Below are 19292 nucleotides of genomic sequence, written 5' to 3'. Positions count from 1 at the left end.
AAAAAATCGCAATTTTGCACCAAATTATAAAAAACATGCCTAGTATTTCAATCAGAGGTAAAAAAATGCCTGAATCGCCAATTCGAAAATTAGCTCCTTTTGCAGATTTGGCCAAATCAAAAGGACGCAAAGTCTATCATTTAAACATTGGTCAACCCGATATTAAAAGCCCCGAACTCGCTATTGAAGCTATCAAAAATATACAACTAGATATTATTGAATATGGACCATCTGCTGGTTATGAAAGCTATAGAAAAAAATTAGCCAGATTTTATCAAAATCAAAATGTTTCAGTAGCTACTGAGGACATTATCATTACGACTGGAGGTTCAGAAGCTTTACTTTTTGCCTTAGGAAGCATTATGGATCCTGAAGACGAAATAATTATCCCTGAACCTTTTTATGCTAATTACAGTGCTTTTTCGGCTGAGTCAAGCGCACGAGTTGTTCCAGTAATTTCTAACATTGAAAGTGGTTTTACCCTTCCAACAATTGAAGAATTTGAAAAAGCTATTACCAGTAAAACCAAAGCAATATTAATATGCAACCCCAATAATCCTACTGGATACCTCTACTCTGAATCTGAAATAAATCAGCTTGGTGCATTGGTTAAAAAATATGACCTCTTCCTTATTGCTGATGAAGTATATCGCGAGTTTATTTACGACGAAAGAGACCAACATTTCTCTGTAATGAACCTAAAAGGAATTGAACAAAATGTCATTATGATTGATTCAGTTTCCAAAAGATATAGTATGTGCGGCGCTAGAATAGGCTGCTTGGTAACCAAAAATAAAGAAGTTATTGCCGCTTCAATGAAGTTTGCACAAGCTCGTTTGTGTCCACCTACCATTGAACAAATAGCCTGTGAAGCTGCTATAGACACGCCAAAAAGTTATTTTGACGAAGTAATTTCAGAATACAAAGAAAGAAGAGACATTTTAATCAATGAACTTAACAAAATTGATGGAGTACTAGTAAAAAGTCCAAAAGCAGCTTTTTATTGTATCGCCCAACTCCCTATAGACAATGCCGACGATTTTGCACAATGGCTTTTAGAAACCTATGAATTTAATGGAGAAACGGTTATGGTAGCTCCCGCGGCTGGTTTTTATTCTACTCCTGGTGTGGGCTTAAATCAAGTTCGTATTGCCTATGTTTTAAGTAAAGAAGAACTCATAAAAGCGGTTCACATTCTAAAAGAAGCTATAAAAGAATACAACCAACGTTCTTAGAAACAAAAAATAGATAATCAAAAGACAATAATTCAAAGGAGTTATTGTCTTTTTTTGTTAAAATTAAACCCGAAATATTAAGAAAAACTAGGCAATTAATTCCCTCAAGCGATTGAATTTGTTACTATTTATTATTTATCTTTACCCCTTGAAAAATACACACCCAACAAATAGTAATTTTTAATGATAAATAACGAAGAATTCCACGACGAAATAGGAAATAATCATATTAGTACCAACGCTAATAATCCGATAAGAGAAGATGCTTTTGCTATTTCGGATGAAGAAAAAATTGAACGCATCAAGAAAGATGTAGAAAATATGTTGCTTACTTTGGGTATGGATTTAACAGATGATAGCCTAAAAGGCACCCCAAATCGTGTAGCAAAAATGTTCGTAAAAGAAATTTTTGGCGGTTTAAATCCGAATAAAAAACCAAAAGCTTCAACTTTTGACAACAACTACAAATATGGTGAGATGTTGGTTGAAAAAAACATTACCTTATATTCTACCTGTGAACATCATTTGTTACCCATCATAGGAAGAGCACACGTGGCTTATATTTCTAATGGTACTGTAATTGGCTTGTCTAAAATGAATAGAATTGTTGAATATTATGCAAAAAGACCTCAAGTACAAGAGCGTTTGACTATGCAAATTGTTCAAGAACTTCAAAGAGCATTAGGAACAGAAGACGTTGCTTGTGTAATAGATGCCAAACATCTTTGCGTAAATTCTAGAGGAATAAAAGATATCGAAAGTAGTACGGTAACCTCAGAATTTGGTGGAAAATTCAAAGAAGCACAAACCAGAAGAGAGTTTTTGGATTACATTAAATTAGAAACGAAATTCTAAGAGTTTATGTTTTTTTGTTCAATCGGTTAAATAGTTAATCGATAGACAACAGATTATTTACTTTTTTCAAATAAGCAATCACGATTCATAAGTTTGCAATCAATAATTCAACGTTAAACATTAAACCGTTAAACTGTTAAACAAAAAGAAATGCCTTTATACAACCATCAACCCCTCAAAATATACAATTCTCTATCTGGAGAAAAAGAACCATTTGTACCCGTTCACGAAGGAAATGTAGGAATGTATGTTTGTGGTCCAACCGTGTACAGTAATGTACATTTAGGGAATGTGAGAACTTTTATGTCATTTGATGTAATATTCAGGTATCTATTGCATTTGGAATACAAAGTTCGTTATGTACGCAACATTACCGATGTAGGTCATATCGTGGATGATGTAGATGAAGGAGAAGATAAAATTGCTAAAAAAGCGAGATTAGAACAATTGGAACCGATGGAAGTAGTACAGCGTTATACTGTTGATTTCCATCGTATTTTGAGTGCCTTTAATTTTTTACCACCAAGTATTGAACCTACAGCTACTGGACATATTATTGAGCAAATTGAAATTATCAAAAAAATAATAGACAATGGATTCGCTTATGAAGCCAATGGTTCTATTTATTTTGATGTGGTAAAATTTAATGAAGACCATCATTATGGTATCTTGAGTGGCAGAAACATCGAAGATATGTTGGCTAATACTCGAGATTTAGACGGTCAATCAGACAAAAGAAATCCTCAAGATTTTGCTTTATGGAAAAAAGCGGAACCACAACATATTATGCGTTGGCCTTCACCTTGGAGCGATGGATTCCCGGGTTGGCACTTAGAATGTACTGCTATGAGTACAAAATACTTGGGCAATCATTTTGACATTCACGGTGGTGGAATGGATTTGAAATTCCCACATCACGAATGTGAAATCGCTCAAAATGAAGCGTGCACAGGACACACACCTGTGAATTATTGGATGCATGCCAATATGCTTACTTTGAATGGTAAAAAAATGGCAAAATCGACTGGAAATAATATTTTACCAGGAGAGATTTTGACTGGAGACAATACTATTTTGAGCAAACCGTTTTCAGCTTCGGTAACGCGTTTCTTTATGTTACAAGCACATTATAGAAGCATACTTGATTTTTCGGATGATGCTATTGTGGCGGCCGAAAAAGGATACAAACGATTAATGGAAGCTCTTTCGTTATTGAAAGACTTACCTACAAGCGCTCAATCGTCTGTTGCCATTGAAGATTGGAAACAATTCTGTTATGATGCGATGAATGATGATTTTAACACACCTATCCTAATTGCGCATTTGTTTGAGGGTGTTCGTTATATTAATGTCATCAAAGATGGTAAAGAAACTATAACGGTAGAAGATTTGGCTTCATTTACAACCGCTATAGAAGCATTTGTATTTGAGGTTTTGGGTCTTGAGAATGAAAAAATTACCGATAGCAGTAACGATAAATTAGAAGGCACCATTCAGTTATTGATTGACATGAGAAAGCAAGCCAGAGAAAACAAAAACTTTGCGCTTTCGGACCAAATTAGAGACCAATTATTGGCTCTGGGTATTCAATTGAAGGACGGCAAAGAAGGCACTACTTTTAGTTTATAAAACAGAAAATTAGATATTAGAAGTGAGAAATTAGAAGTTTAAAGTTTCCAAAAAATCACTTTCTGTCCTTTTAGCCCCGATGGGAGTGGCATCCTTTGCCTTTTTCTGTAAGAAGGCAAAGATATAACGGACAGCGGGACCCATACTTACTGAAAATGCCTTATTTACCTGCTCCTAATTAGTAGTTGACTAACAAAAGATGATGTTAAATAAAATTTTTACCTACCCATTAATTCTTTTGGTACGCTTTTATCAAGGAGCCATCTCCCCTTTTACACCAGCCGCTTGCAGGTACGAACCCACTTGCTCGAGCTATATGATTGAAGCGTTGCAAAAGCACGGTTTTTTGTTTGGTGGTTATTTGGGATTGAAACGGATTTTGAGTTGTCATCCTTGGGGTGGAAAAGGTTATGACCCTGTTCCTGAAAAAAAATGCTCACACAAATAGTAATTAAACGTTTTCAATTTGATTACATTTAAAGTTTATATTTACAAAAAAATTACACATGACACACGCTTTGAACTTGGTTTGGAATCCATCTGAAGGATTAGATTTAGGCTTTTTTATGATTCGATATTACAGCCTAATGTTTGTAGTAGCTTTTGGATTGGGTTGGTACATCATGAAACATATTTTTGAACGCGAAGGAGAACCGATTGAGAAATTGGATTCGCTTTTTATTTGGACTGTTTTAGCTACTTTGCTCGGTGCTCGTTTGGGTCATGTCTTTTTTTATGATTGGGAATATTATCGCAATCATTTGCTTGAAATTATACTACCATTTCGTTTTGAACCAAAATTTGAGTTTACTGGTTTTCAAGGATTAGCTAGTCATGGCGCAGCTGTTTCTATAATCATTGCTATGTATTATTACAGTAAAAACATCTTGAAACGCCCACAATTGTGGATTTTGGATCGCGTAGTTATTCCTGTAGCAAGTGGTGCTATTTTTGTAAGATTAGGTAATTTTTTTAATTCTGAAATTATTGGAAAAGAAACAACTTCTGTTTTTGGGATTCGTTTTTTGAGAGATCAGTTTAGTCCAAAAGATGCTGTAAATGCTACTGGAATCGCCAATCCAAATGACGCATATAATGCGATTGCAACCGACCCAAAGTTTGCTGATCTATTAGCGCAAGTTCCCGCAAAACATCCTACACAGCTGTATGAAGCTTTTTGCTACATCTTCGTTTTTGCCATTTTGTTTTTCTTGTATTGGAAAACAGAAGCAAGAAAGAAATCAGGCTTTTTGTTTGGTTTGTTCTTAGTACTTTTATTTACGGTTCGTATCATTGTTGAGTCGGTAAAAGAAAGTCAAGGCGGTTTTGAAAATGAATTAGGCAACATACTTTCTACCGGACAATGGTTGAGTATTCCTTTTATCCTTATTGGTTTATTTTTTGTTTTTAGAACACAAAAAGAAGCTTAGTATATTTACAAAAAAAGGCTGTCCTTAGTTTTTGGACAGCCTTTTGATTTATACTAAAAAAATATTATTTAATGGATTTAAAACCCATATTGAACAAAGTAAACGCCTGAATATCGGCAGCTTCTTCAATTGTTTTAGAAACGGGTTTTCCAGCACCATGGCCAGCATTGGTCTCAATTCGAATTAAAACAGGATTACTTCCTTTTTGTTTTTCTTGCAATTCGGCTGCAAATTTAAAACTATGGGCTGGCACTACTCTATCGTCATGATCTCCAGTGGTTACCAATGTAGCAGGATACTTTACCCCTGATTTTACATTATGAACTGGTGAATAGCCTTTTAAATAATCAAACATCTTTTTAGAATCTTCAGCTGTACCATAATCATAAGCCCAACCCGCGCCAGCAGTAAACGTATGATAACGCAACATATCCATAACTCCAACAGCAGGAAGTGCAACCTTCATCAAGTCGGGCCTTTGTGTCATCACAGCACCAACCAATAAACCACCGTTAGAACCACCACGAATTGCTAAAAATTCAGAAGAAGTATATTTTTGAGCGATCAAATATTCACCTGCTGCAATAAAATCATCAAATACATTTTGTTTTTGCATTTTGGTTCCGGCGTCGTGCCATTTTTTACCGTATTCGCCGCCTCCACGCATATTGGCAACAGCATAAATTCCGCCCATTTCTAACCAAACCGCATTGGCAATACTAAAACTTGGTGTTAAACTCACATTAAATCCACCATAACCATACAAAATGGTTGGATTCTTTCCATTTAATTGCAATCCTTTCTTATGTGTAATAATCATCGGTACTTTGGTTCCGTCTTTTGAAGTATAAAACACTTGTTTAGATTCATAATCTTCTGAAACAAAATCAACTTTAGGCTTAACATAAACCGAAGATTTACCACTTTCTGGAGAGAAGGTATAAGTAGTACCCGGAGTAACATAGTTAGTAAATGAAAAATACAACTCTTTATCTTTGGATTTACCACTAAAACCTGAAGCTGTTCCAACACCGGGCAAGGCAATGGTACGGATTAAATTTCCTTTATAATCAAATTGTTTGACTACAGAAACCGCATCTTTCATATAATTCGCAAAAATATACCCTGAACCCGTAGATGGATTTAAAACTTGCTCCGTTTCTGGAATTAAATCTTTCCAGATTTTAACACTTAAATCCGTAACATCCACTGTAACTATTCTTTTGTTAGGCGCATTTAAATTGGTCACTATTAAAAGCGTACTACCTACATTATCCAATACGTCAACATCATACTCAAATCCTGTATGAATAGGAAGAACAGGGCCATTTGGAACAGATAAATATTTTATGTACAATTCATTCCCTGAAGTAGAATTGGCAGCTGAAATAAACAAATAACGATTATCATCTGATACATATCCACCTACATATCTACGCTTTTCTTCATCACCAAAAATCACAGCATCTTCCGCCTGTTTGGTTCCAAGCTTATGAAAAAATAAACGGTGTTGATCCGTTTTAGCCGAAAATTCACTTCCATCTGGTTTTTCGTAACTAGAATAAAAAATCCCTTCATTCCCTTTCCAAGATAGACCGCTAAACTTTACATCCACTAAAGGTTCTCCTATACTCTGTTTCGTTTTAGCATCAATAAAAATAACCTTCCTCCAATCACTTCCCGCTTCTGAAATAGAATAAGCTACTAAAGAACCGTCTTTAGAAAAACTAACCCCATCCAATGAAGTTGTGGCATCTTTAGAAAAAGTATTGGGATCTAAAAATACCTCTTCAGTCCCTTTAGCATCTTTTCTATACAACACAGATTGATTTTGCAATCCATTATTTTTATAATAGTAGGTATAGTCACCTTCTTTAAAAGGCGCCGAAACTTTCTCATAATTCCAAAGTTTTTCCATGCGCGCTTTAATCGTATTTCGAAATGGAATCGCTGCTAAATAATCAAAGGTAACTTTATTTTGTTCTTTAACCCATTCGGCCGTTTCAGCTGAACGGTCATCTTCCAACCATCTAAAAGGGTCTGGAATAGAATTACCAAAATAAACATCTACTTTGTCTATCTTTTTAGTGGCAGGATACTTTATCGTGGATTGCCCAAACGAAAGCAAAGAAGAAGAAACAATCATAGTACTTAAAATTACTTTTTTCATAGATGTGAAATTTATTTAAAATGGAAGACAATTTTATAAAAATTCTTCAAAACAAATCTAATAAATTACCCTCAAAGTAAATATAAAACAAAAGTTATTTTTGGGCGTGCCCCTCCATAAAAATTCCGGGTCGGGCTGTACGTTCCCGCTTCCCGATGAAAAATCGGGAGAGCTCCACTGCCATCCTTCACGCAATTCATCAACAATTCCTATTTTAGCAAACACAACTAAAAACCTAAAATATATAAACAAAAAAAAGGGCGCATCATACAATGCGCCCTTTGTTATCAACAGACTATAACTTATTTATTTTCGTTATGTCTCTCTTCAATTAATTTTTTATCAGCAATTGAAATGGTGTCTACTAACACTGGTGTTGCGATAAATAGTGAAGAATACGTTCCAACTATAATACCAATCAACATAGCAAAGATAAATCCTCTAATGGATTCTCCTCCAAAGATGAACATAATTAACAATACTGCGATCATAGTTAATGAAGTATTGATTGTTCTTGACATTGTAGAGTTGATAGAATTATTTACGATTTCAGCAAAATTACCTTTTGTTTTACCATCTAAGAATTCACGAACTCTATCAAATACAATTACAGTATCATTCATAGAATAACCAATTACGGTAAGGATTGCTGCGATAAAATGCTGGTCAATTTCCATTCCGAATGGCATGAATTTGTAGCATAATGAATAGATTCCCAATACAAAGATAACGTCATGCGCTACCGCAGCAAGAGCACCTAAACTATACTGCCATTTTCTGAAACTGATTACCAAATACAATCCAACAATAAGCATTGCACCTAAAACTGCCCAATAAGCATTCGTTTTAATATCTTCAGCAACAGTTGGTCCAACTTTTGAAGCCATAACAACCCCAACTTTCTTACCATCATAAGCATTTACAAATTTCTCATAAGTAACATCAGCAGAAAAATGTTTCTTTAAGCTTTCATATAATAATTTGTTCACTTCTTCATCGGCTTCGCTTCCGTGTTCTTGAACTTTGTATTTAGTTGTAATTTTTAATTGATTGTCATTACCAAAAACTTTTGCTTCAGCACTACCAAAAACTTTAGTTAATTCTTCTTTAACTTCTTCTGCTTTTACAGGTTTCTCAAAACGTACTTGAAACGTTCTTCCTCCAACAAAATCAACTCCTTGATCAAAACCATTAGTAGCAATTGAAACAATAGATACTACAGTAACTATAGCTGAGAATACATAAGACCATTTTTTAATTCCTAAGAAATTAAAGTAGAAATTAGTAAAGAAGTTTTTAGAGAAATTAGTAACGAATGACAAGTCATTTTTACCAGCAATGTTTCTATCGATAAAAATTCTAGCAATAAAGATTGAAGTAAATAAAGACGTTACAATACCAATTAACAATGTTGTTGCAAAACCTTTAATTGGTCCTGATCCAAATATAAACAATACCGCACCAGTCAAAATGTGAGTTACGTTGGCATCAACTATAGAACGCATAGCACCTTTCCAACTATAAGAAGCAATAACAGCCTCATTTAAAGTTTTTCCTGCACGTAATTCTTCTTTCGCTCTTTCATAAATAATAATGTTGGCATCTACTGCCGTACCCATTGTTAATACGATACCAGCAATACCAGGCAACGTCAATACAGCACCTAAACTTGCTAAAATTCCAAACAAGAACAATAAGTTTACCGCCAAAGCTAAGTTAGCATACCAACCTGCTTTACCGTAATACACCATCATCCAAAGAGATACTAATAATAATCCAACAAGAGCAGAAGTAGTACCGTTATCGATTGCTTCTTGACCTAAAGATGGCCCTACCACTTCAGATTGAACGATATCAGCAGCTGCAGGTAATTTACCAGCTCTTAATACGTTAGCTAAATCTTTAGTTTCAGTAATATCAAAGTTTCCAGAGATTTCTGATCTACCACCAGCAATTGGACCACTTGAAACACCTGGAGCTGAATACACCACGTTATCTAAAACGATAGCAATGTATCCTTTTGAAGTATAAGCTCTTCCTGTTAATTCTTCCCATTCTTTAGCACCTTTGCTATTCATTTGCATAGAAACCGCTGGTTTACCCATTTGGTCAAATGTGTCAGTTGCATCTGTTACCACACCACCTGCCATTGAAGGCGCATCATTTCTATTTCCTTTTAAAGCATATAATTCTACTGCATCTATTTTTTTATCTTTTGCTTTAGCATCTTGAATAGTTGTTGGTTTACCCCAAACAAATTTAGCGTAACGTTGCTCCCCTGCTAATAAGTTTTTTACATCAGGTCTTTTTAAGTACCCATTAACAATAGCTGTATCTTTAGGAGAAAACATTCCTAATACTGGTCCACCACCTTGAGCAATAATTTTATCGAATAAAGGATTTTTCCCTGCTTTTGTAGCAGTTGAATCTTTTTCGTCAGTCAACAAAGCACTCAAAGTATCTTTTGCTACTTTTTTAGTTTCTATTTTAGCTACTTCCGTTTTCTTCAAAACATCATTTGCAGCTACTAAGAAATTACCAATTTCTTCAATTTTATAAGTTTCCCAGAATTGTAATTCTGCTTTCCCTTGTAATAATCTTTTGATTCTATCAACATCTTTTGCTCCAGGTAATTCTACAAGAATTCTTCCTGTTTCACCAATTTTTTGAATGTTAGGTTGAGTCACTCCAAATTTATCGATACGCTCTCTTAAAACACCAAAAGCACTTTCAACAGATTCGTCAACTTTTCTTTTAATAACTTTTTGCACTTGAGCATCGGTCATTTGAAAATCAACACCACCATCACCTTGCAAGCTTCTGTTTGCAAAAATTTCAGGAGAGGCTAACTTTGTAGTCCCATTGGCATTAGCTTCAAAAGCTTCAAAAAAAGCATCTAAATAGGTTTGATTTCCTTTTTGATTAGTAGTAGCATCAGCTAAGGACTTGTTGAAAACAGGATTTTTTGAATTATTAGATAATCCTTTCAAAATGTCTTTAACAGAAATTTGAAGAATTACGTTGATTCCACCTTCTAAGTCAAGACCTTTATTAATTTGTTTGTCTTTAACCTCATTGTAGGTAAAATCAGTAAACCCTAGATTAAACACTTTTTCTTTCCCTATGGAATCTAAATATTTTACTTCTTTTTCAGTGTTTCCACCAGCGAAAGATTTAGCATCACTTTGAATCTTATCCGATACAAACGTGAAAGAAAGTTGGTAAATACTTACCAATGCAAATAGAATTGCGAAAAATTTAATAAGTCCTTTATTCTGCATTATTACTAAAAATTAATTATTTTTTAATTACTCTTTTTGTTTTAAACCTCAATAAAATAAGCATTGACATCGTTTTTTTAAAACAAAAAAATCAATCTTGCATTATATCATTTTTTTTAAACCGAGCAAATATATCATTAACGAAAAGATTAACCAATTTTTTTATTAATTAATCTCAAAAAAAAAACTGCAAAAGCGCAGTTTTTTTTCATATTACATAAAACGTTATGCTAACACCGATTTCAAATCAGCATTCATTCCTCTAACTGCTTCTGCACTTTTAGCAAATGCTGCCTTTTCTGATTCATTCAAGTTGATATCGATAATTTCCTCTACCCCATTTTTACCAATAATACATGGCACACCGATGCAAATATCGTTTTGACCGTATTCTCCTTCTAAGAAAACAGAGCAAGCAATCATTTTCTTTTGATCATTCAAAATACTATCCACTAAGTAAGCTACAGAAGCTCCTGGCGCATACCAAGCTGATGTACCTAATAATCCTGTTAAAGTAGCTCCACCCACCATAGTATCTGCAGCCACTTTATCCAATACTTCTTGAGAAGCAAATTGAGAAACAGGAATACCGTTATAAGATGCCAAACGGGTTAATGGAATCATAGTTGTATCTCCATGACCTCCGATAACCATTGCTGAGATATCATTTGAAGGCACATCTAACGCTTTTGACAAATAATATCTAAAACGTGAACTATCTAAAGCACCTCCCATTCCTATGATTCTATTTTTTGGCAAACCTGTTGCTTTTAATGCTAAATAGGTCATCGTATCCATTGGATTTGAAACCACTACAACAATACAATTAGGCGAATGAGCTAAAACATTTTCAGCTACAGATTTCACAATTCCAGCGTTGATACCGATTAACTCTTCTCTTGTCATTCCAGGTTTTCTTGGAATGCCTGAAGTAATCACTACAACATCACTGTTAGCTGTTTTGGCGTAATCATTAGTACTTCCTGAAACTTTGGTATTAAAACCAGTATTAGTAGCACATTGAGAAATATCCATTGCCTTTCCTTCGGCAAAACCTTCTCTAATATCTAATAAAACTACTTCACTTGCAATTCCTCTATAAGCAATTACATCTGCGCAGGTTGCTCCAACATTTCCTGCTCCTACAATGGTAACTTTCATTTTTTTCTAATTTTGTTTATATGTAAAATTGATTCTTATAATCAATCCCCTAATTTACGCATCTATATTGGCATAAACAGCATTTTTTTCAATAAATTCTCTACGAGGTGGCACCTCATCTCCCATCAACATAGAAAAAACGCGATCTGCCTCAACCAAACTATCAATATTCACTTGTCGTAAAGTCCTGAAATTCGGATCCATAGTAGTTTCCCACAACTGTTCCGCATTCATTTCTCCAAGACCTTTATAACGTTGAATTGAAGCACTACCTCCCATTCTTTCGTTAGCTTGATCTCTTTGAACATCAGTCCAAGCATATTCTTTCTTATTTCCTTTTTTTACTAAATACAAAGGTGGTGCAGCGATATATACATGTCCCTCTTCGATCAACTCTTTCATAAATCGGAAGAAGAAGGTCAAAATCAAAGTAGCAATGTGACTACCATCGACATCGGCATCACACATGATAATTACTTTATGATAACGTAGTTTAGAGATATTCAACGCTTTACTATCTTCTTCTGTTCCAACAGTAACACCAAGTGCTGTGAAAATATTTCGAATCTCTTCATTTTCGAAAACCTTGTGGTGCATGGCTTTTTCCACGTTCAAAATTTTACCTCTCAAAGGCAAAATAGCTTGAAAAGCACGATCACGTCCTTGTTTTGCAGTTCCACCTGCCGAATCTCCCTCGACAAGATACACTTCACATCTAGCAGGATCTTGCTCTGAACAATCGGATAGTTTACCTGGCAAACCTCCACCGCCCATAACGGTTTTACGTTGTACCATTTCACGAGCTTTCTTAGCTGCGTGACGCGCTTGAGCCGCTAATATTACTTTTTGGATAATGATTCTAGCATCATTTGGATTCTCTTCCAAATAATTCTCTAACATTTCACCTACTGCTTGACTTACAGGAGAAACTACTTCTCTATTTCCTAGCTTCGTCTTAGTTTGTCCTTCAAACTGAGGCTCAGCTACTTTTACAGAAATAATAGCGGTTAATCCTTCACGGAAATCATCTCCAGTAATTTCAAACTTTAATTTATCAAGCATTCCAGAAGCATCGGCATACTTTTTAAGGGTTCTTGTTAAACCACTTCTAAAACCTTGCAAATGCGTTCCTCCTTCGTGTGTATTGATATTATTTACATACGAAAATATGTTTTCAGAATAACTTGTGTTGTAGATCAAAGCTACTTCAACAGGAATTTCTCCTTTTTCGTGATCCATAGAAATCACGTGTCCGATAATTGGCTCACGGTTTCCATCCAAATAACGAATGTATTCTTTTAAACCTTCAGTAGAATGAAATACTTCTCTTAAGAAATTTCCATCTTTATCAACTTCTCTTTTATCTGTAAATGTGATTGAAATTCCTTTATTCAAAAAAGACAATTCACGCATACGCGCAGAAAGTGTATCGTACGAATACTCCGTAGTTTGCGTAAAAATGGTTGGATCAGGATAAAAAGTTACTATAGTACCTCTTTTGGTCGTTTCCCCAATTTGTTTTACCGGATATAAAGCTTTTCCTCTTTCGTATTCTTGTTCATACACTTTGCCATCACTACTATGAACAGTTGCTCTCAAGTGAGAAGATAATGCATTCACACAAGACACCCCAACACCGTGAAGACCACCAGATACTTTATAAGAATCTTTATCAAATTTCCCTCCAGCACCAATCTTGGTCATTACTACCTCAAGTGCTGAAACGCCTTCTTTTTTATGAATCCCAACTGGAATTCCACGACCGTTATCTTCAACTGTAATAGAACCATCTTCATTGATAGCAACACTAATGGTATCACAATGACCTCCCATTGCCTCATCGATAGAGTTATCTACTACCTCATACACTAAGTGATGCAAACCACGGACACCTACATCTCCAATATACATTGATGGACGCATTCTTACGTGCTCCATTCCTTCTAATGCCTGAATACTGTCTGCTGAATAATTGTTCTTATTGATTTCCTCGCTCATATATATTTATTCTAAAAATGTATTTTTTGTATAACACGCAAATATACAAAAGCCGAAAGGAATTTAGGTCAAAAAAGCCTTTTTAAGCGCTTAAGTTATCAACATTTATGGTTTATATCCCAACAAAAAAAACACGCCCTAAAAAGAGCGTGTTTTCAACAGTACAACTAATAATCTAATTCAAATAATAAATTATGCTTTTACATAGGCATCATCGTGTACATTGGCCACGGCTCTACCTGATGGATCGTTTAAATTTTTAAATGCTTCGTCCCATTCTAAAGCGATTTTGGTACTACAAGCCACACTAGCTTCTTGAGGAACACACAAAGCCGCTGCATCGCTTGGAAAATGTTCTGCAAAAATAGAACGGTAGTAATACTCCTCTTTTGATGTTGGTGTTTGCAACGGGAATTTGTATTTGGCATTCGCCAATTGTTCATCGGTTACTTCAACAGCTACAACTGCTTTCAAAGTATCGATCCAACTGTAACCCACTCCATCACTAAATTGTTCTTTTTGTCTCCAAGCTACACTTTCAGGCAACATATCCTCAAAGGCTTTACGAACCACCCATTTCTCCATTGGATGCTCTTTGTTGATCATTTTATCTTGAGGATTGATACGCATAGCTACATCCATAAATTCTTTGTCCAAAAATGGCACACGTCCTTCAATTCCCCAAGCGGCTAAGCTTTTGTTCGCTCTCAAACAATCGTACATATGCAGTTTACCTAATTTACGAACATTCTCTTCGTGAAATTCTCTTGCATTCGGCGCTTTATGGAAATACAAATAACCTCCAAATAACTCATCGGCACCTTCACCAGACAATACCATTTTGATTCCCATTGATTTAATAACTCTCGCCATTAACCACATAGGAGTTGATGCTCTTACAGTAGTAACATCATAGGTTTCTAGGTTGTAAATCACATCACGAACGGCATCTAATCCTTCTTGAATGGTAAATTTAATTTCGTGGTGAATCGTTCCGATATGTTCTGCTACTTTTTGAGCAGCGGCCAAATCTGGCGAACCTTCTAATCCTACAGAAAACGAGTGCAATTGTGGGTACCAAGCATCTACTTGATCGTCTGACTCAATACGTTTTTGAGCGTATTTTTTAGCTACAGCCGAAGTAATTGACGAATCCAAACCTCCTGAAAGCAACACTCCATAAGGCACATCACTCATTAATTGTCTGTGAACCGCAGCTTCTAAAGCTTCTTTGATTGCAGGAATACTGGTTTCATTGTCTTTTACAGCTTCATAGTCCGTCCAATCTCTTTTGTACCATTGTACAAACTCACCATCTCTACTTGACAAATAATGTCCTGGAGGAAACAACTCAATTTTGGTACAATAGCCTTCTAATGCTTTCAATTCAGAAGCTACATAAAAAGTACCGTGTTGATCCCATCCTATATATAAAGGAATAATTCCCATATGATCACGAGCCACGAAATATTCATCTTTTTCAACATCATAAATAGCAAATCCGAAGATTCCATTCATTTCGTCAATAAAATCAACTCCTTTTTCTTTGTATAAAGCCAAAATTACTTCGCAGTCACTTTCGGTTTTAAACTGATATTTACCTTCAAATTGTTTGCGTAAATCGCGGTGGTTATAAATTTCGCCATTGGCAGCCAAAATCAAATTGCCATCTTCGCTTAACAAGGGTTGTTTCCCTGAAGCTGGATCTACAATGGCCAAACGTTCGTGAGACAAAATCGCTTTTTCATTACTAAAGATTCCACTCCAATCTGGTCCACGGTGGCGGATAATTTTAGACATTTCTAAGACTTGAGGTCTTAGGGTTTCTGATTTCTGTTTTAAGTCAAAGGCACATACAATTCCGCACATAGCTATATTTTTTTATTCTGATTATTTAATTTGATGAAGCAAAGATGCTACAACAGATATAAACAGAAAACACAAAATCGATTTTTAGTTATAATTTATAACTAAAAATCGATTTTTAATAAAAATATGAAACACAAAACCGATTCAATTAGAAGAAACACTTAAAATCTGTAAATCGAGAGCGCTATCTAATTCCAAACACTATTTCATTATAGTCAATCCTATTTTTGTCATATCGAACGCAGTCGAGATATTACAAGGGTTCTCGAGTGAGCTACCATTGACGTTTTTGTTTAAGAAGGGTTTCGACTGCGCTCAACCTGACAATGCAAATATCTTTTTATATTGCTTTTTTTTAGAATAAAAAATTAAACCTCGAACTGACAAAATGGACTATTAAAAATAAGTTATTGCTATTATGACGATTATTTTTGTTTTGCCCCTTTAATAAATGTACTTGAAGGCTTCAACTTAACCATCTGACTAGATACGACTTGCATCAAATCGGCATCAAATACCACAAAATCCGCCCATTTACCGACTTCCAAACTTCCTTTTTCTTTTTCTTCGAAATTAGAGTAGGCTGCCCAAAGCGTCATTCCTTTTAAGGTTTCTTCGCGAGACAAAGCATTTTCTATTTGGAAACCATTTTTTGGAAATCCTTTTACATCTTGACGTGCCACCGCAGCGTGAAACGTAAGCATAGGATTGACTTCCTCCACAGGAAAATCGGTTCCTAGAGCTATTGTGCCAGATTTTTGGAGTAGTTTTTTATAGGCATAAGCATTTTTCAAACGCTCTTTCCCTAAGCGATCACCTGCCCAATACATATCGGAAGTGGCGTGTGTGGGTTGAACGGAAGGAATGATTCCGAGTTTGAAATAATCAAAATCGGATTCCTGAATTACTTGTGCGTGCTCAATTTTCCAGCGGCGGTCTTTTTTGCCTGTCAATACTTCTTTGTAGATTTTAAGCAAAACGGTATTGGCCGAATCTCCAATAGCGTGTGTATTGAGCTGAAAAGGCGAATTGGCAATTTGTTGCGCTACTGCTTTCAATTGAGGCACTGGAGACAACAAAGCTCCAAATTGCTTAGGACTATCCGAATACGGTTTGTGCATACAAGCTCCTCTGGACCCCAAAGCGCCATCGCCATACATTTTGAATGAACGCACATTCAGTTGATTGGTTTTGTAGATTCCTTTTTTGAAATACAAATCCATATTTTTTTGATTGGCCGTAATCATCGCATAGACGTTGATTTTCATTTTACCCGCTTGTTGCAAACTGTCGATCAAATGGATAATATCTGGATCTAATCCTGCGTCGTTCACAGTAGTCAAGCCATAATCAAACATTACTTTTTCGGCATCCAAAAGCGCGGCGATTTGTGTTTTTCGGCTAGGTTTTGGAATGATTTTAAAAACCAATTCCATAGGATTATCAATCAGAATTCCGGTTGGTGCTCCATTTTGAAGTTCAATTTGTCCGCCATCCGCTTTAGTTTTGGCGGTAATTCCAGCCATTTGCAGCACTTTGGAATTGACCACAATGGCGTGCCCGTCAATGCGGTTGAGCACCACAGGAATGTTTGGAAAAGCGGCATCGAGTGCTGCTTTGGATGGAAATTTCTTCACAGCCCAATCGTTTTGATCCCAGCCATTGCCGACAATAAATGCTGGATTTTTTGCTTTTTGAAACGCTTTTAGGCGCGTAATTATTTCTTCGAAGCTTTTGGTGCCGCGCAAATCTACTTCCTGTAACGTTAGTCCATAGCCATAAAAATGACAATGTGCATCTATCAATCCAGGATAGATAAATTTTCCTTTGTAATCTAAAATAGTTTTGGAAGTATATTTTTTCAGGAGCGAGTCCGTATTACCGATAGCTAGAATTTTTCCATCCTTAATCGCCATCGCAGAAGCTTTTTCGAAAGCAGCATTCACGGTATAAATGGTCGCGTTGGTTACGAGCGTATCCACTTCTGTCTTTGTGCTAGACGCACAAGAAAACAAGAATAGGAATGCAAAAAACAGAGCAATTGATTTCATATTTTTGAAATTGAGTTTGGTCTTGCTAAGATAAGGAAAAGTAAAGTTTAAAATGCTTTTAGTCTGCTTGGCAAAAAATGAAGTTGTTGACTATAAGCAGGCTTTATAGAACAATTATTTAATCTTCCAATACTATAAATAGCCTAAAATCTTAAAGATATATACAGAAAAAGTAGTGAGTTTTTTAGTATGTTTACGTATTAAAAAATAAAAACGAAAACAGGAGACTTCGTAGAGCGAAAAACAATTAAATTAAATTTAAAATGGATTTTTTTGAAATAATTTTTAGTAGAGGAATACTTGAACTTGTTGGAGGATTTATTAGATTTATTTTAAATAAGTGCTATTTATTATTAACTGGAAAACCTCACAAGTCATTATCTTTTTATTTTAAAGAAACAAAAGATGAAACTTTTAAAAATGGAGTTGGAAATCATGTAGTAGGAGTTATCTTCTTTGGACTAATTGTTTTAATTACCATCTTTGTCATGTCACCTGAAGGTAGAAAGTTTTTTAGCAAATAATATCTACAAGAATACTAATAAGCCATTATTTTTTTTTATTGCCGATGGTTCGAATATGGATAAAACCTCTAAAGCATAATAGAGCAGTCTCAAACTTCACATCATTCCAAATAGTGTTGCCTATTCGTAAACCGAAAAAGTCACGCTACTTTTACCATTAGTATTTATAGAATGATTGGCTTTTAAAAGCTAAAACATTAAAACAATCCTTGGCCTATATTGATAAAACTATAAAGATTTAGAAGCTTTAGCCGAAATTAAAGCCCATTTTTGGCTAAAGCCTATACCAAACTCATTTTAATGAACGGGCTAAAGCCCATTCATATTCAAAATTTGAAAAAAAATCCTAACTCATCTTAAAGAACGGGCTAAAGCCCATTCCTATTCAACATTTGCAAAAAAATAACCGAACTCGAGCTTCAACAACTTTTCCAATTCTTCCCAAAAAATCAAAATAATCCCTGCTAGCCCCGGGAGGAGCGACATCCTTTGCTGCCGGGGTTCGGCAGCAAAGATATAGCGGATCACGGGACAATGTAACTAAAGAAGCCTATTGCTTCCTGCTCCTACTCCAACTTTTAAATTACAAAATTTCTTGAATGGTGTACTTGGTGGTGTTGATTTCGAACTCAAAAGCTACTTTGTTGCCCATTAATTTACTGCCCAAAGGCGATTGTGGAGAAAGCGCGATGATGTTGGTGCCTTCGATTGTGATTTTAGGCAAGGCCAAACTGAGGTACAGGTAAATGCCGTTGGCTACAACCAAACTACCTACGACTATGGTTTCGGCGACGATGGTAGGGTCGATTTTGTCCAATACGGCTTTTTGTCCTAAGACTTCTTTTAGTTTGTGATTGAATTTTTCTTGCTCGATATGCATCATTGAAAGTGCGGTTTCGTGCTTGTCTCCCGCGGATCCTTTGGCATCATTTTTAGAGTCTTCGGTCAATGCAGTAATCATATCGCGAAAGGCATCGATTCGGTCTTGAACTAACTGTAGATAGTAAGTATGTATTTTTTGTTTGAATGTCATTGGTAAAACTACAACTCTGACAGGGTTTTGAACCCTGTCAGAGTTTTTTAAAAAAT

General features: G+C 35.4%; 13 protein-coding genes. 6 read left to right on the top strand and 7 right to left on the bottom strand.

What is annotated here, in order from left to right; all coding sequences use genetic code 11:
* Nucleotides 1-35: 35 nt before the first annotated feature.
* The 5 genes from FLB_RS03715 to lgt all read left to right on the top strand — a co-directional run bounded on the left by FLB_RS03715 (nucleotide 36) and on the right by lgt (nucleotide 5149).
* Nucleotides 36-1235 (top strand): pyridoxal phosphate-dependent aminotransferase, encoded by a 1200-nt coding sequence (locus FLB_RS03715; RefSeq protein ID WP_064714609.1) that lies wholly within the window; start codon nucleotides 36-38, stop codon nucleotides 1233-1235.
* Between the two features lie 183 nt (nucleotides 1236-1418).
* A complete protein-coding gene (folE, locus tag FLB_RS03710; RefSeq protein ID WP_064714608.1) occupies nucleotides 1419-2090 on the top strand; it encodes a GTP cyclohydrolase I FolE in 672 nt (223 codons plus the stop codon).
* 150 nt (nucleotides 2091-2240) lie between these two features.
* Complete coding sequence (gene cysS / locus FLB_RS03705; RefSeq protein ID WP_064714607.1) at nucleotides 2241-3719, top strand: cysteine--tRNA ligase; 1479 nt, start codon at nucleotides 2241-2243, stop codon at nucleotides 3717-3719.
* A gap of 202 nt (nucleotides 3720-3921) precedes the next feature.
* Complete coding sequence (gene yidD, locus FLB_RS03700; RefSeq protein WP_064714870.1) at nucleotides 3922-4167, top strand: membrane protein insertion efficiency factor YidD; 246 nt, start codon at nucleotides 3922-3924, stop codon at nucleotides 4165-4167.
* A 58-nt stretch (nucleotides 4168-4225) separates the two neighbouring features.
* Nucleotides 4226-5149, top strand: coding sequence for a prolipoprotein diacylglyceryl transferase (gene lgt, locus FLB_RS03695; RefSeq protein WP_064714606.1), 924 nt, complete (start codon nucleotides 4226-4228; stop codon nucleotides 5147-5149).
* A 64-nt stretch (nucleotides 5150-5213) separates the two neighbouring features.
* Here the strand turns inward: lgt and FLB_RS03690 are convergent, their stop codons facing one another.
* The 6 genes from FLB_RS03690 to FLB_RS03665 form a co-directional block, all read right to left on the bottom strand.
* Nucleotides 5214-7319 carry a prolyl oligopeptidase family serine peptidase gene (locus tag FLB_RS03690; protein WP_064714605.1) on the bottom strand — a complete coding sequence of 702 codons (2106 nt, stop codon included), beginning with the start codon at nucleotides 7317-7319 and terminating at the stop codon, nucleotides 5214-5216.
* A gap of 302 nt (nucleotides 7320-7621) precedes the next feature.
* Nucleotides 7622-10600, bottom strand: a complete 2979-nt coding sequence (gene secDF, locus FLB_RS03685; RefSeq protein ID WP_064714604.1) for a protein translocase subunit SecDF — start codon at nucleotides 10598-10600, stop codon at nucleotides 7622-7624.
* A gap of 225 nt (nucleotides 10601-10825) precedes the next feature.
* The gene (mdh, locus tag FLB_RS03680) at nucleotides 10826-11761 is read right to left on the bottom strand and encodes a malate dehydrogenase (protein WP_064714603.1); all 936 of its coding nucleotides are present in this window, start codon (nucleotides 11759-11761) and stop codon (nucleotides 10826-10828) included.
* Between the two features lie 54 nt (nucleotides 11762-11815).
* Nucleotides 11816-13759, bottom strand: coding sequence for a DNA topoisomerase (ATP-hydrolyzing) subunit B (gene gyrB / locus FLB_RS03675; RefSeq protein ID WP_064714602.1), 1944 nt, complete (start codon nucleotides 13757-13759; stop codon nucleotides 11816-11818).
* 192 nt (nucleotides 13760-13951) lie between these two features.
* Entirely contained in the window at nucleotides 13952-15628 is a 1677-nt protein-coding gene (asnB, locus tag FLB_RS03670; protein ID WP_064714601.1) for an asparagine synthase B, read from the bottom strand.
* Between the two features lie 425 nt (nucleotides 15629-16053).
* Entirely contained in the window at nucleotides 16054-17679 is a 1626-nt protein-coding gene (locus FLB_RS03665; protein ID WP_064714600.1) for an amidohydrolase, read from the bottom strand.
* 263 nt (nucleotides 17680-17942) lie between these two features.
* On the opposite strand from FLB_RS03665, the gene FLB_RS03660 reads away from it, so the two are divergent.
* Entirely contained in the window at nucleotides 17943-18203 is a 261-nt protein-coding gene (locus FLB_RS03660) for a hypothetical protein (RefSeq protein WP_064714599.1), read from the top strand.
* A 583-nt stretch (nucleotides 18204-18786) separates the two neighbouring features.
* On the opposite strand, the gene FLB_RS03655 is transcribed toward FLB_RS03660, so the two are convergent.
* Nucleotides 18787-19236, bottom strand: a complete 450-nt coding sequence (locus FLB_RS03655) for a hypothetical protein (protein WP_064714598.1) — start codon at nucleotides 19234-19236, stop codon at nucleotides 18787-18789.
* Nucleotides 19237-19292 lie beyond the last annotated feature (56 nt).

The sequence above is a fragment of the Flavobacterium succinicans genome, assembly GCF_001662485.1.
In the GTDB taxonomy this organism is placed as follows: Bacteria; Bacteroidota; Bacteroidia; order Flavobacteriales; family Flavobacteriaceae; genus Flavobacterium; species Flavobacterium succinicans_A.
The sequence above is the reverse complement of the archived record's forward strand: the minus strand, read 5'-3'. Positions and strand labels throughout refer to the sequence as shown.